The following is a 13,909-nucleotide window of genomic DNA, read 5'->3' on the forward strand; positions in this document are numbered from 1 at the left end:
ATGCCAGCTCGCGATCTATGAATTCCGCCGCTAATTTCGTTTTGTTATCTGTTATCAGTAAGTGGCTGAAATAAATGCGATATAAATTGACCGATCAAACAGGTATTTATTTTTCAGTGGGGTTTTGTGGGAAAGAGCGACTGAGGAAGTCAGGAAAGGAGGATGTAACCTTTTGGGGCGATAAAGTTAAAAGTGCACACATAAATGGCATCTATGGTGGCATTCGTGTGTACACATTTTTTGAAGCGGCGCATAAAGCTGTGGGAGCGAGCCTGCTCGCGATAGCGGTGTAACAGTCAACCCCGATGTTGAATGTCAGTCCGTCATCGCGAGCAGGCTCGCTCCCACAGGGGGATTTCACAAGGCTTGGGGTTTATACCTTGGACTTGCTGATGATGTTACCCGCATGCAAACCGCATTCTTTCTGCGTCGCTTCTTCCCACCACCAACGACCTTCACGCTCATGCTGGTTCGGCAGCACCGGGCGGGTGCACGGTTCGCAGCCAATGCTGATGAAACCGCGTTCATGCAGGCTGTTGTACGGCAGCTCAAGCATGCGGATGTAACCCCAGATCTCCTCGCTGGTCATTTGCGCCAACGGGTTGAATTTGTACAGGGTGCGTTCCGGGGTCGAAAACGCGGTGTCGATTTCCAGCACCGCGACCGCGCTGCGGGTGCCAGGGCTCTGGTCCCGACGCTGGCCAGTGGCCCAGGCGGTCACGCCGGACAACTTGCGACGCAGCGGCTCGATCTTGCGGATGCCGCAGCACTCGCCATGGCCGTCCTTGTAGAAACTGAACAGGCCCTTTTCCTTCACGAACGGTTCGAGTTTGGTGTAGTCCGGCGACACCAGTTCGATGTCGATCTTGTAGTGCTCGCGCACCTGATCGATGAAGCGGTAGGTCTCGGGGTGCAGGCGGCCGGTGTCGAGGCTGAACACCTTGACGTTCTTGTTCAGCTTCCAGGCCATGTCCACCAGCACCACGTCTTCGGCGCCGCTGAAAGATATCCACAGGTCATCGCCGAACTCGGCAAACGCGAGTTTCAGGATGTCCTGGGCGGATTTATTGGCATAGGTCGTGGCGAGTTCCACGACATCGAACGATGGGCTCATCAGGGCGGCTTCCTACAGGTCGGTGGCGCTGGGCGCTCTATATAGGGCTGATGGTAACAAAATCCGGCAGCGGCTGGCGTGCCGTCTGCGTTGCGCAGGTCAGCCCGAGTCGCTAGAGTTCGGCAGTCCTTTTGCTCGCTCGACTCAATAATCAATACAAATGGGAGTGTCTTGTGGAAATTGCCTGTCTGGATCTTGAAGGTGTGCTGGTCCCGGAAATCTGGATCGCCTTCGCCGAAAAAACCGGGATCGAATCCCTGAGGGCTACCACCCGGGACATCCCCGATTATGACGTGCTGATGAAGCAGCGCCTGCGGATTCTCGATGAGCACGGCCTGAAGCTCACCGACATCCAGGAAGTCATCGCTACGCTCAAGCCGCTGGACGGCGCTGTCGAGTTTGTCAACTGGCTGCGCGAGCGCTTTCAGGTGGTCATTCTGTCGGATACGTTCTACGAGTTCTCCCAGCCGCTGATGCGTCAGCTGGGCTTCCCGACCTTGCTTTGCCACCGTCTGATTACCGACGATGCCGGTCGGGTGACGAGCTATCAGTTGCGTCAGAAAGATCCCAAGCGTCAGTCAGTTTTAGCGTTCAAGAGTCTGTACTACCGGGTGATCGCGGCGGGGGATTCCTACAACGACACCACGATGCTGGGCGAGGCGGATGCAGGGATACTGTTCCATGCACCGGACAACGTGATCCGCGAGTTTCCGCAGTTTCCGGCGGTGCATACCTTTGAAGAACTGAAGCAGGAGTTCATCAAGGCTTCGAACCGGGCTCTGAGCCTGTAAACCCCAAACCTGTAGGAGCGAGCTTGCGATGAATCGTCAACGATAACGCGGCGAGCCTGACCCCCCCGCGGCGTTCTCCGGTTCATCGCGAGCAAGCTCGCTCCTACAGGAGGTGGTGTTGTTCAGAGGTTTTGCAGGGTATCGAGCAACACCTTCACCTTGGTAATCGATTCCTGATACTCAGCCTGCCACTCCGAATCCGCGACAATCCCGCCGCCACCCCAGCAGCACACCTGTCCATCTTTCACCAGCAAACTGCGAATGGCGATGGAGCTGTCCATCTCGCCACGCACGTCCAGATAAAGCAGGGAGCCGCAGTACAATCCGCGCCGGGTCGGCTCCAGCTCGTCGATGATCTGCATCGCCCGAATCTTCGGCGCGCCGGTAATCGAGCCACCCGGGAAGCTGCCGGCGATCAGGTCCAGCGCATCCCGGTCATCCGCCAGTTCCCCGGTCACGCTGCTCACCAGGTGATGCACGTTCGGATAGCTTTCCAGGCTGAACAACTCTGGCACCCGCACCGAGCCAATGCGGCAGGTACGACCGAGATCGTTGCGCAGCAGGTCGACGATCATCAGGTTTTCCGCGCGATCCTTCGGGCTGGCCAACAGCTCGGCGGCGTTCGCCGCATCTTCGGCAGCCGTCAGGCCTCGGGGGCGGGTGCCCTTGATCGGGCGGGTTTCTACATAGCGCTCGCTGACTTTGACGAAACGCTCCGGCGACAGGCTCAGCACTGCGCCGCCGTCGGGCAGGCTCTGGAAACCGGAAAACGGTGTCGGGCACGCCGCCCGCAACGCACAGTACGCGGCCCATGGATCACCCTCGCACTTCGCGCGAAAACGCTGGGCGAAGTTGACCTGATAGCAGTCGCCAGCCTGAATGTATTGCTGAATGCGTTCCAGCGCTTGGCGATATTCATCAGCGTTCAGGTCGGCGCTCATCGCAGCTTTCAGTTTGAATGGCGTGATCGCTTCAACTGCAGGCTGGCTGAACAATGTGATCAACCGCTGACGCTCACTGTCGATCAGCGTCGGGTGGAACACCAGTTGACTGGTCGCCAGGTGGTGATCGCTGATCAGCGCCCAGTCGTACAACCCAAAACGCGCATCAGGCAATTGCAGGTCGTCCCGCGCCTGGCTCGGCAGGTTTTCCAGGTGCCGGCCGAAGTCGTAGCTCAGGTAGCCAATCAGGCCGCCGGCGAAGGGCAGGTCAAAAGGAGCAGCCGCTTCACCGAGTCGTGTCAGGTTATCGCGCAGGCGTTGCAGGAAATCGCTGCCACTTTCGTCAGGTAATACCGCCAGCTGTTCCAGCGGCCAGGCGCTGAGCAGATCAAAACGCCCGCGCTCGGCACTCGGCCGGCCGCTGTCGAGCAGCACGGCACCGGGGGCATGACGAATCGCCGCGAAGTACTCGGCGGGGTTGGCGCAATAGGGGAGCGGGTGTACGGAACAGGTCAGCATGGGCGGGGCAGATCAGCCATCGAGGCGGGGTGGCGATTGTAGTCCCCTCGGGGAATTGCTCCTAGAGGGGATGTCGGGGATTGGTAGATCGGTGGCAGGGTTGGTGTTGTGGTGACAGGAGGGGACTCTTCGCGAGCAGGCTCGCTCCCACATGGGATTACACTCTCCTGTGGGAGCGAGCCTGCTCGCGAAGGGCGCTCCTTGGTCCCGGATCAGCCCTCAACCGCCGGAATATGCCCAAACAATTCCTGGGCAAACGCCACGCGCTCCTCAACCGTTTCGGTAACGCCACGGGCCTTCAGCTCTTCCAGTCGCGCCTCGATCGCGTGGGTACGCAGCGTCAGGCCGCAATCATTGGCGATCTGAATATTCAAACCAGGCCGCGCATTGAGCTCAAGAATCAGCGGCCCTTTTTCCTGGTCCAGCACCATGTCGACACCGATGTAACCCAGCCCGCACAGCTCATAGCAGCCGGCGGCGAGTTTCATGAAGCCGTCCCAGTAGGGCAGTTGCACACCATCCACCGCGTTGGTGGTGTCCGGGTGTTTGGTGATGATGTTGTTCAGCCAGGTGCCGCGCAGGGTCAGGCCCGTGGCGAGGTCGACACCGACGCCGATGGCGCCCTGGTGCAGGTTGGCCTTGCCGCCGGACTGACGGGTTGGCAAGCGCAACATCGCCATCACCGGATAACCCATCAATACGATGATCCGAATGTCCGGCACGCCTTCGTAGCTGATGCTTTTGAAAATCTGATCCGGGGTCACGCGGTATTCGATCAGCGCCCGATCCCGGTGTCCGCCCAGCGAATAGAGGCCGGTGAGGATGCTTGAGACATGGTGCTCGATCTCCTCATGACTGATGATCTTGCCGGACACCGTGCGATAGCGACCCTCGAAACGGTCGGCAATCACAATGATGCCGTCACCGCCGGCGCCCTGGGCCGGTTTGATCACGAAGTCGTTGCGCCCGCCGATGATCGCGTCGAGGTTGTCGATTTCTTTCTCGGTGGAAATCACGCCATACAGTTCCGGCACATGAATGCCGGCGGCGATGGCGCGCTCCTTGGTGATGATCTTGTCATCGACGATCGGGTACAGGCTGCGCTTGTTGTACTTGAGCACGTAGTCCGCGTTGCGTCGATTGATCCCCATGATGCCCCGGGCTTCCAGGGCCTTCCAGGTCTTCCAGAAACCGAACATCAGGCGTCAGCCTTCTTGAGGAAAGCCTTGAAGCGCACCAGTTCGGTCAGGCGATAACCGCGATAACGACCCATGGCCAGCATGAAGCCCACCAGAATCAGCAGGATCGCCGGGAAGGTGAACACGAAGTACACCAGCTCCGGAACGCTCATGATCAGGTGTGCCAGGGATGCGGCGAACAGCGTGCCGATCGCCACTTTCATGGCATGGCTGGCGCCACGTTCTTCCCAGGTGATCGACAGGCGTTCGATGGTCATGGTCAGAATCACCATCGGGAACAGCGCGACGGACAATCCGCGCTCCAGACCGAGTTTATGGCTGAACAGGCTGATGGCCGCAATCAACACCACCACGAACGTCAGCACCACCGACAGCCTCGGCAGCATTTGCAGCTTCAGGTGTTCAAGGTAGGAGCGCAGCGACAGCCCCAGCGCGGTGATGACGGTAAACAACACGATGCCGAAGCCGAGTTGGGTCTCCCGGAAGGCCAGGGCGATCAGCACCGGGGTAAAGGTGCCGAGGGTCTGCAAGCCGATCAGGTTGCGCAGGACCAGAATCACCAGCACGCCGATCGGGATCATGACCATGATCATGAAGGTCTGCTGGGTTTGCAGTGGCAGGCCGTACAGCGAGTATTCGAGGAAGTTGGCGTCCGTGTTTTCGTCGGTCAGCTTGGCCAGGCGAATGGCGTTCATTTCGCTGTTGTTCATGCTGAAGGTGACGGTGGCTTTCTTGCCGCCATCGACGGTGATCAGGTTTTCATCGCCGGTCCACCACAGCAGGCGGTCGGTGGGCATGCCTTGTTCGCCGGTTTCCGGGTTGAAGTACAGCCAGTCGGTGCCGTTGAAGCTGCGCAGCCAGAGTTCCGGCACTTGCGGTTGGTCGGCCACGAGGCGAATGGTGTGGACCTTTTCCACCGGCACGTGGGCGATGGACAGGATCAGCTCAACGATCTTGGCTTTCTTCGAGGGCGATGTGTCGCTGCCCAGCAGCAGTTTGACGTTATCGTCACTGAGGTTGTTGGTCCGCTTGATGGCTTCGCTGATAAAGGTCTCGACGTCCGCCGAATGCTGGCGGATCGGCGCGAGCAGGGCCTCGGCGGCAATTTTTTCCGGGCCTTCGACGGCGATGCTGTCACGGAAGGTCGGGCCTTTGATCTTGGTCTTCTCGGCTCTTTCGCGCTTGGTCAGCACCAGACGGTAATAAAGGGTCTGATTGCCCTTGGCCCGGCGCGCCGACCAGGTGACCTTGCGGTTGCCGTCGACACGGTTCACCGCCACGCCGTAGTTATTGGAAATGAAGCTCTCGTTGAGGCTGACGTAATCGCGGCTCAGCGGCGGCACGAACATCTGGATCTTGACCGGGTCCTTGGCACTGGCGACGAACTCGACCTTGGCGTCGATGTTCCACAAGTCGTCGGTGGCGTCTTCGGTCACGGGAATGCCGAGCACGAAGATCTGATAGGCCGTAACTGAAATGCCCAGTACCACCAGGATGGCGATCAGCATTTTCAGATGAAGGGTAAGAGAGCGCATTGGAATTACTCTGCGGTATGAGCGTCGGTGGCGCAGGCGGGTTTGCCAGCAGCGTATTTAAGACTGGGGTCGACCAGCGCATCAAAGCGTTTGAGCGCTTCGGAGCCAATCAGGAGCGGGTATTGGAAGGCACTGCGGTCGGTAAGGTTCACTTCGATACTGCGTAATGCCGAACCCATGCAGATATCCAGCTCGATCACCGGACGGGCAGTGTACTTCTTGCCTTCATCCGGATCGTAGTCGCCGGCCCGGCGCTTGATCTTGCTGACCCGGGCCAGTGGCCGTTCGATCGGGTGCGAGTGCGCCGCGTCGATCGCCAGATAGAACCGCACCCAGGACTCGCCATTGCGTTTGAAACGTTTGATGTCACGAGCGCTCAAGGACGCGGTTTTCGCCCCGGTGTCGAGTTTGGCGGCGACTTCCAGATTGATGCCGTCCAGCGAGGCGTACTCGTTGAGGCCGTAAACGGTCTTTTCCCCCGCCGCGGCGACACCGGGCAGGCAAATCAAATAAAGGAAGGTGGGGAAGGGCTTGAGTCTCATAAATCCTGGTGCGCAGCGGTCCGTGTTTCGATTCAAGGCCCTGGCATCGCTGCGCAAGCTCCCTCGTATGCCTATCAGCTATTTATGACAAGCAGTGCAGATGTCACAAACAAATGCGGGCGGCATTCTAGCACGGTGGCTTTATGGCGCCAGCGCTGGCGGGCGTCTATAAACAGAGGGGCTGCGTCGTTATGGTGCAGTCGGTTATTAGACGATTGTCGACAATACCTATTTATCCTTTGACTGTTAGGCCTGTATTCGCTAGTTTTTGCGGCATTAGCTTTCAAGGTGTCGACAATATGCTGGATCAACTCGATCCCCCGGTCACAGTCCAGGACGATTCGGAGACGCTTTCCGAAAACGTCTTCCGGCGCATCCAGGCGGCCATCGTCAAGGGTGATATCGCCCCGGGCAGCAAGATCTCCGAGCCGGAACTGGCGCGCACCTATGGCATCAGCCGCGGGCCGCTGCGCGAGGCGATCCACCGCTTGGAAGGCCAGCGCCTGCTGGTTCGCGTGCCGCACGTCGGGGCGCGGGTGGTTTCGCTGAGCCACGCCGAGCTGCTGGAGCTCTACGAAATCCGCGAATCCCTCGAAGGCATGGCCTGCCGTCTGGCGGCCGAACGCATGACCGTTGAAGAAATCGACGAACTGCGCCGGGTCCTCGAAACCCACGAGCGCGATGCGGCGTTTCAGGCCGGCGTTGGCTATTACCAGCAGGAAGGCGATTTCGACTTCCATTACCGAATCATCCAGGGCAGCGGCAACCGCACCCTGACGCAAATGCTCTGCGGCGAGCTCTATCAACTGGTGCGCATGTACCGCATCCAGTTTTCCACCACGCCCAATCGCCCGCGCCAGGCCTTTGCCGAGCACCACCGAATTCTCGACGCCATCGCCGACCGTGACGGTGAGCTAGCCGAGTTGTTGATGCGCCGCCACATCGGCGCCTCCAAACGCAATATCGCCCGTCACTACCAGGACGGCGCAAACCAGACAGCCACTGAACGAGGTGAGTCATGAGTTCCAACAAGAGCACTCCAGGCCAGCGATTCCGCGATGCGGTCGCCAGTGAACATCCGCTGCAAGTGGTCGGCGCGATCAACGCCAACCATGCGCTGCTGGCCAAGCGCGCCGGTTTCAAGGCTATTTATCTGTCCGGTGGCGGGGTGGCTGCTGGCTCCCTCGGCGTGCCGGACCTGGGCATCACCGGCCTGGATGACGTGCTGACCGACGTGCGCCGCATCACCGACGTCTGCGACCTGCCGCTGCTGGTGGACGTGGACACCGGTTTCGGTTCCTCGGCGTTCAACGTCGCGCGCACCGTCAAGTCGATGATCAAGTTCGGCGCGGCGGCGATTCACATCGAAGACCAGGTCGGCGCCAAGCGCTGCGGCCACCGTCCTAATAAAGAGATCGTGTCCCTGCAAGAAATGGTCGACCGGATCAAGGCTGCTGTTGATGCGCGCACCGATGACAGCTTCGTGATCATGGCCCGTACCGACGCCCTCGCGGTGGAAGGTCTGGAATCTGCACTGGATCGCGCCGCGGCGTGCATCGAGGCTGGCGCCGACATGATCTTTCCGGAAGCCATCACCGAACTGGACATGTACAAACTGTTCGCCAGCCGCGTGAAAGCACCGATCCTGGCCAACATCACCGAATTCGGCGCGACGCCGCTGTACACCACCGAGCAACTCGCCGCTGCCGACGTGTCGCTGGTGCTGTACCCGCTGTCGGCGTTCCGCGCGATGAATAAGGCGGCGGAAAACGTCTACACCGCGATCCGCCGCGACGGCACGCAACAGAACGTCATCGACACCATGCAGACCCGCATGGAGCTTTACGATCGCATCGACTACCACACCTTCGAGCAGAAGCTCGATGCGTTGTTCGCCGCGAAGAAGTAAAGATCAAAAGATCGCAGCCTTCGGCAGCTCCTACATCGATCGTGTTCCTCTGTAGGAGCTGTCGAGTGAAACGAGGCTGCGATCTTTACGACATCACCCGAATACCGTGATGAAACACAATTTGCCGATTCCCTAACAAATTCAAGATTGGAGACAGCAATGGCCGAAGCAAAAGTACTCAGTGGCGCCGGGCTCCGTGGCCAGGTTGCCGGGCAAACCGCGCTGTCCACCGTGGGCCAGTCGGGCGCAGGCCTGACCTATCGCGGCTACGACGTTCGCGAACTGGCGGCTGACGCACAATTCGAAGAAGTGGCCTACCTGCTGCTGTACGGCGAACTGCCGACCCAAGCACAACTCGCTGCTTACGAGAGCAAACTGAGCAAGCTGCGTGACCTGCCGCAAGCGCTCAAAGAAGTGCTGGAACGCATCCCCGCCGACGCCCACCCGATGGACGTGATGCGCACCGGTTGCTCGTTCCTGGGCAATATCGAACCGGAGAAAGACTTCTCCGAGCAGCACGACAAAACCGACCGCCTGCTGGCCGCGTTCCCGGCGATCATGTGCTACTGGTATCGCTTCAGCCACGACGGCAAACGCATCAGTTGCGTGAGCGACGAGCAATCCATCGGCGGCCATTTCCTGCACCTGCTGCATGACAAGAAGCCGAGCGAGTTGCACGTCAAGGTCATGAACGTTTCGCTGATCCTGTATGCGGAACACGAGTTCAACGCCTCGACCTTCACCGCACGGGTTTGTGCATCGACGTTGTCTGATTTGTTCTCCTGCATCACCGCCGCCATCGGCTCCCTGCGCGGTCCGCTGCACGGCGGCGCCAACGAAGCGGCGATGGAAATGATCGAGCGTTTTTCGTCGCCGGAAGAGGCGATCAAAGGCACCCTCGGCATGCTCGAGCGCAAGGACAAGATCATGGGCTTCGGCCACGCGATCTATAAGGACAACGATCCGCGCAACGAGGTGATCAAGGGTTGGTCGAAAAAACTCGCCGACGAAGTGGGCGACACGGTGTTGTTCCCGGTCTCCGAAGCCATCGACAAGACCATGTGGGAGCAGAAGAAACTGTTCCCGAACGCCGACTTCTACCATGCGTCGACGTACCACTTCATGGGTATTCCGACCAAGTTGTTCACACCGATTTTCGTCTGCTCGCGCCTGACTGGCTGGGCGGCGCATGTGTTCGAGCAACGTGCCAACAACCGCATCATCCGCCCGAGCGCCGAGTATGTCGGCGTCGAACAGCGCAAGTTCGTGCCAATCGAACAACGCTGAATGGTGAAGGCCTGCACTGGGATCTGAATTCAACGCGGATCCCTGTGGGAGCGAGACCGGCTTGCCGGCGATGACGGACTGACATTCAACATTGATGTCGACAGTTGCATCGCTATCGCGAGCAGGCTCGCTCCCACAGTGGATTGTGTTCAGTTCAAGCCTTGTGCCAGGCCTCACCTTTTGAAACTACCGTGACCGAGTCCTGACGATGAACACTGAATTCCGCAAACCGCTGCCCGGCAGCCATCTGGATTACTTCGACGTCCGCGCGGCTGTCGAGGCCATCCAGCCCGGCGCCTACGATACCCTACCGTACACCTCCCGCGTGCTGGCGGAAAACCTTGTGCGTCGCTGCGACCCGGCCACGCTCACCGAATCCCTGAAGCAATTCATCGAGCGCAAACGCGACCTCGACTTCCCATGGTTCCCGGCCCGCGTGGTGTGCCACGACATTCTCGGCCAGACCGCTTTGGTCGACCTCGCCGGCCTGCGCGACGCCATCGCCCTGCAAGGTGGCGACCCGGCGCAAGTGAACCCGGTGGTGCCGACGCAACTGATCGTCGACCACTCCCTGGCCGTTGAGCGCGGTGGCTTCGATCCGGAGGCGTTCGAGAAGAACCGCGCCATCGAAGACCGTCGCAACGAAGACCGTTTCCACTTCATCAACTGGACCAAGAAAGCCTTCAAGAACGTCGATGTGATTCCGCCGGGCAACGGGATCATGCACCAGATCAACCTGGAGAAAATGTCGCCAGTGATCCAGGTGCGCGACGGCGTGGCATTCCCCGACACCTGCGTCGGCACTGACAGTCACACCCCGCACGTCGATGCGCTGGGCGTGATCGCCATTGGCGTGGGTGGTCTGGAAGCCGAAAGCGTGATGCTTGGCCGCGCATCCTGGATGCGTCTGCCGGAAAGCGTCGGCGTCGAATTGACTGGCAAGCTGCAACCGGGCATCACCGCCACCGACATGGTGCTGGCACTGACCGAGTTCCTGCGTCAGCAAAAAGTGGTCGGCGCGTGGCTGGAATTCTTCGGTGAAGGCGCCTCCGCGTTGACTCTTGGCGACCGTGCGACCATCTCCAACATGGCCCCGGAATACGGCGCTACCGCAGCGATGTTCTACATCGACCAGCAGACCATCGACTACCTGAAACTCACCGGCCGTGAAGACGAGCAGGTGCAACTGGTCGAGAGCTACGCCAAGACCACCGGCCTGTGGGCTGAGAGCCTGAAAGGCGCGCAATACGAGCGCGGGTTGACCTTCAACCTGTCCTCGGTGGTGCGCAACATGGCCGGCCCGAGTAACCCGCACGCCCGTGTGGCGGTTTCGGACCTGGCCGCCAAAGGCATCTCCGGCCAGTGGGACGAAGTGCCCGGCCAGATGCCGGACGGTGCGGTGATCATCGCCGCCATCACCAGTTGCACCAACACCAGCAACCCGCGCAACGTCATCGCTGCCGGTCTGCTGGCGCGCAATGCCAACAAGCTCGGATTGACCCGCAAGCCGTGGGTCAAATCGTCCCTGGCGCCCGGTTCGAAAACCGTGGCGCTGTACCTGGACGAAGCCGGCCTGACCACCGAACTGGAACAACTCGGGTTCGGCATCGTCGCCTTCGCTTGCACGACGTGCAACGGCATGTCCGGTGCGCTGGATCCAGTGATTCAGCAAGAAATCATCGACCGCGATCTGTACGCTACCGCCGTACTCTCCGGCAACCGCAACTTCGACGGGCGGATTCACCCGTACGCCAAGAATGCGTTCCTCGCTTCGCCGCCATTGGTCGTGGCTTACGCCATCGCCGGCACCATCCGTTTCGACATCGAAAAAGATGTGTTGGGCGTGGTCGACGGCAAGGAAATCCGCCTGAAAGACATCTGGCCGAGCGACGAAGAGATCGACGCGGTGGTCAAGGCGTCGGTCAAACCGGAGCAGTTCCGCCAGGTCTACATCCCGATGTTCGCCATCCACGAAGACACCGGCCCGAAAGTGACGCCGTTGTATGACTGGCGCGAAATGAGCACCTACATCCGCCGTCCGCCGTACTGGGAAGGCGCACTGGCCGGGGCGCGTCCGCTCAAGGGCATGCGCCCGCTGGCGGTGCTGCCGGACAACATCACCACCGATCACCTGTCGCCTTCGAACGCCATCATGCTGGACAGCGCCGCCGGCGAATACCTGGCGAAAATGGGCCTGCCGGAAGAGGACTTCAACTCCTACGCGACGCACCGCGGCGACCACCTGACCGCGCAACGCGCGACCTTCGCCAACCCGAAACTGTTCAACGAAATGGTTCAGGAAAACGGCAAGGTCAAGCAGGGTTCTCTCGCTCGCGTCGAGCCTGAAGGCCAGGTCATGCGCATGTGGGAAGCCATCGAAACCTACATGGAACGCAAACAGCCGCTGATCATCATCGCTGGCGCTGACTACGGTCAGGGTTCGTCCCGGGACTGGGCGGCCAAAGGCGTGCGTCTGGCCGGTGTGGAAGCGATTGCCGCCGAAGGTTTCGAGCGCATTCACCGCACCAACCTGGTGGGCATGGGCGTGTTGCCACTGGAGTTCAAGCCGGGTACCGACCGCAAGACCCTGGGCATCGACGGCAGCGAAACCTACGACGTGATCGGTGAGCGTACTCCGCGGGCCGAACTGACGCTGGTGATCAATCGCAAGAACGGCGAACGCGTCGAAGTGCCGGTGACCTGCCGCCTCGACACCGCCGAAGAAGTGTCGATCTACGAGGCCGGCGGCGTGCTGCAACGCTTCGCGCAGGACTTCCTTGAATCGGCGGTTGCCGTTTAAATCACGACGCGCGAGCAGGGGATTTCAAGTCCCTTGCTCGCTATAGAGGAGCACCATGGCTCACGCACCCCAGATCAAGATTCCCGCCACCTACATGCGTGGCGGCACCAGCAAAGGCGTGTTCTTCAGCCTCAAAGATCTGCCCGAAGCGGCACAGATTCCCGGCCCTGCGCGCGACGCATTGCTGTTGCGCGTAATCGGTAGCCCCGATCCGTACGACAAGCAAATCGACGGCATGGGCGGCGCGACCTCCAGCACCAGCAAAACCGTGATCTTGTCGAAAAGCATCAAGGCCGATCACGACGTCGATTACCTGTTCGGTCAAGTCTCCATCGACAAGCCTTTCGTCGACTGGAGCGGCAACTGCGGCAACCTGTCGGCAGCGGTCGGTTCGTTCGCCATCAGCAACGGTCTGGTAGACGCCAGCCGCATTCCGCAGAACGGCGTGGCCGTGGTGCGCGTGTGGCAGGCCAACATCGGCAAGACCATCATCGCCCACGTGCCGATCACCCACGGTGAAGTCCAGGAAACCGGCGATTTCGAACTCGACGGCGTGACCTTTCCAGCCGCCGAAGTACAAGTCGAATTCATGGACCCGGCGGCGGAAGAAGAGGGCGGCGGCGGTTCGATGTTTCCTACCGGCAACCTGGTGGATGACCTGGAAGTACCTGGCGTCGGGACCTTCAAGGCGACCATGATCAACGCCGGCATCCCGACCATTTTCGTCAACGCCGAAGACATCGGGTACACCGGCACCGAGCTGCAAGGCGCGATCAACAGCGACCCGAAAGCCCTGGCGATGTTCGAGACCATCCGCGCTTACGGCGCATTGCGCATGGGGCTGATTTCCAACCTCGACGAAGCGGCGAAACGTCAGCACACGCCCAAAGTGGCCTTCGTTGCCAAGCCAGCGGACTATGTTGCATCCAGCGGCAAGGCGATTGCGGCGGGCGATGTCGACCTGCTGGTGCGCGCGCTGTCCATGGGCAAGTTGCACCACGCAATGATGGGCACGGCAGCCGTGGCCATCGGTACGGCCGCAGCGATTTCCGGCACCTTGGTCAATCTCGCAGCGGGCGGAATCGAACGCAACGCCGTGCGCTTTGGGCATCCGTCCGGAACGTTGCGCGTGGGCGCCGAGGCCAGCCTGGTGGACGGTGAATGGAAAGTGAACAAAGCCATCATGAGCCGCAGTGCGCGGGTGTTGATGGAAGGCTTCGTCCGCGTGCCGGGGGATTCTTTCTAACACCCATCCAGAAATAAACACAAAAC

12 protein-coding genes are annotated in these 13,909 nt (G+C 60.2%); 7 read left to right on the forward strand and 5 right to left on the reverse strand.

Features of this window, described 5'->3' with window-relative positions; translation table 11 throughout:
- Positions 1-86 precede the first annotated feature (86 nt).
- Complete coding sequence (locus ACYZUD_RS33175; RefSeq protein ID WP_462021967.1) at positions 87-293, forward strand: hypothetical protein; 207 nt, start codon at positions 87-89, stop codon at positions 291-293.
- An 80-nt stretch (positions 294-373) separates the two neighbouring features.
- Here ACYZUD_RS33175 and ACYZUD_RS33180 read toward each other — a convergent pair whose 3' ends face one another.
- A complete protein-coding gene (locus ACYZUD_RS33180) occupies positions 374-1,114 on the reverse strand; it encodes a phosphoadenylyl-sulfate reductase (protein ID WP_414878599.1) in 741 nt (246 codons plus the stop codon).
- 173 nt (positions 1,115-1,287) lie between these two features.
- Here ACYZUD_RS33180 and thrH point away from each other — a divergent pair, with 173 nt between their 5' ends.
- The gene (gene thrH, locus ACYZUD_RS33185) at positions 1,288-1,905 is read left to right on the forward strand and encodes a bifunctional phosphoserine phosphatase/homoserine phosphotransferase ThrH (protein ID WP_462021969.1); all 618 of its coding nucleotides are present in this window, start codon (positions 1,288-1,290) and stop codon (positions 1,903-1,905) included.
- 122 nt (positions 1,906-2,027) lie between these two features.
- Here thrH and pabB read toward each other — a convergent pair whose 3' ends face one another.
- From pabB to rloA, 4 genes are all read right to left on the reverse strand, one after another.
- Positions 2,028-3,365, reverse strand: a complete 1,338-nt coding sequence (gene pabB / locus ACYZUD_RS33190) for an aminodeoxychorismate synthase component I (RefSeq protein WP_462021970.1) — start codon at positions 3,363-3,365, stop codon at positions 2,028-2,030.
- Between the two features lie 212 nt (positions 3,366-3,577).
- On the reverse strand, positions 3,578-4,564 hold the full coding sequence (locus ACYZUD_RS33195) for an alpha-L-glutamate ligase-like protein (RefSeq protein ID WP_462021971.1): 987 nt from the start codon (positions 4,562-4,564) through the stop codon (positions 3,578-3,580).
- On the reverse strand, positions 4,564-6,099 hold the full coding sequence (gene rloB / locus ACYZUD_RS33200; RefSeq protein WP_462021972.1) for an osmotic stress tolerance membrane protein RloB: 1,536 nt from the start codon (positions 6,097-6,099) through the stop codon (positions 4,564-4,566). The genes ACYZUD_RS33195 and rloB overlap by 1 nt, the downstream gene beginning before the upstream one ends.
- Positions 6,100-6,104: 5 nt before the next feature.
- The gene (gene rloA, locus ACYZUD_RS33205; protein WP_462021973.1) at positions 6,105-6,641 is read right to left on the reverse strand and encodes a retropepsin-like aspartic peptidase RloA; all 537 of its coding nucleotides are present in this window, start codon (positions 6,639-6,641) and stop codon (positions 6,105-6,107) included.
- Between the two features lie 299 nt (positions 6,642-6,940).
- Between rloA and ACYZUD_RS33210 the strand changes: the two genes are divergently transcribed.
- The 5 genes from ACYZUD_RS33210 to prpF all read left to right on the forward strand — a co-directional run bounded on the left by ACYZUD_RS33210 (position 6,941) and on the right by prpF (position 13,883).
- Entirely contained in the window at positions 6,941-7,663 is a 723-nt protein-coding gene (locus ACYZUD_RS33210) for a GntR family transcriptional regulator (RefSeq protein WP_462021974.1), read from the forward strand.
- The gene (gene prpB / locus ACYZUD_RS33215; protein WP_008146328.1) at positions 7,660-8,550 is read left to right on the forward strand and encodes a methylisocitrate lyase; all 891 of its coding nucleotides are present in this window, start codon (positions 7,660-7,662) and stop codon (positions 8,548-8,550) included. The genes ACYZUD_RS33210 and prpB overlap by 4 nt, the downstream gene beginning before the upstream one ends.
- 159 nt (positions 8,551-8,709) lie before the next feature.
- Positions 8,710-9,837 (forward strand): bifunctional 2-methylcitrate synthase/citrate synthase, encoded by a 1,128-nt coding sequence (gene prpC, locus ACYZUD_RS33220; RefSeq protein WP_462021975.1) that lies wholly within the window; start codon positions 8,710-8,712, stop codon positions 9,835-9,837.
- A gap of 208 nt (positions 9,838-10,045) precedes the next feature.
- Positions 10,046-12,637, forward strand: a complete 2,592-nt coding sequence (acnD, locus tag ACYZUD_RS33225; RefSeq protein WP_462021976.1) for a Fe/S-dependent 2-methylisocitrate dehydratase AcnD — start codon at positions 10,046-10,048, stop codon at positions 12,635-12,637.
- Between the two features lie 55 nt (positions 12,638-12,692).
- The gene (gene prpF / locus ACYZUD_RS33230) at positions 12,693-13,883 is read left to right on the forward strand and encodes a 2-methylaconitate cis-trans isomerase PrpF (protein WP_462021977.1); all 1,191 of its coding nucleotides are present in this window, start codon (positions 12,693-12,695) and stop codon (positions 13,881-13,883) included.
- Positions 13,884-13,909 lie beyond the last annotated feature (26 nt).

Source organism: Pseudomonas sp. XS1P51, assembly GCF_054897845.1.

What these genes read in the sequence shown, in the direction of transcription:
- ACYZUD_RS33180 (WP_414878599.1), bottom strand. Translation starts at nt 1,114, where the DNA reads ATGAGCCCATCGTTCGATGTCGTGGAACTCGCCACGACCTATGCCAAT.
- pabB (WP_462021970.1), bottom strand. Translation starts at nt 3,365, where the DNA reads ATGCTGACCTGTTCCGTACACCCGCTCCCCTATTGCGCCAACCCCGCC.
- ACYZUD_RS33195 (WP_462021971.1), bottom strand. Translation starts at nt 4,564, where the DNA reads ATGTTCGGTTTCTGGAAGACCTGGAAGGCCCTGGAAGCCCGGGGCATC.
- rloB (WP_462021972.1), bottom strand. Translation starts at nt 6,099, where the DNA reads ATGCGCTCTCTTACCCTTCATCTGAAAATGCTGATCGCCATCCTGGTG.
- rloA (WP_462021973.1), bottom strand. Translation starts at nt 6,641, where the DNA reads ATGAGACTCAAGCCCTTCCCCACCTTCCTTTATTTGATTTGCCTGCCC.
- ACYZUD_RS33210 (WP_462021974.1), top strand. Translation starts at nt 6,941, where the DNA reads ATGCTGGATCAACTCGATCCCCCGGTCACAGTCCAGGACGATTCGGAG.
- prpB (WP_008146328.1), top strand. Translation starts at nt 7,660, where the DNA reads ATGAGTTCCAACAAGAGCACTCCAGGCCAGCGATTCCGCGATGCGGTC.
- prpC (WP_462021975.1), top strand. Translation starts at nt 8,710, where the DNA reads ATGGCCGAAGCAAAAGTACTCAGTGGCGCCGGGCTCCGTGGCCAGGTT.
- acnD (WP_462021976.1), top strand. Translation starts at nt 10,046, where the DNA reads ATGAACACTGAATTCCGCAAACCGCTGCCCGGCAGCCATCTGGATTAC.
- prpF (WP_462021977.1), top strand. Translation starts at nt 12,693, where the DNA reads ATGGCTCACGCACCCCAGATCAAGATTCCCGCCACCTACATGCGTGGC.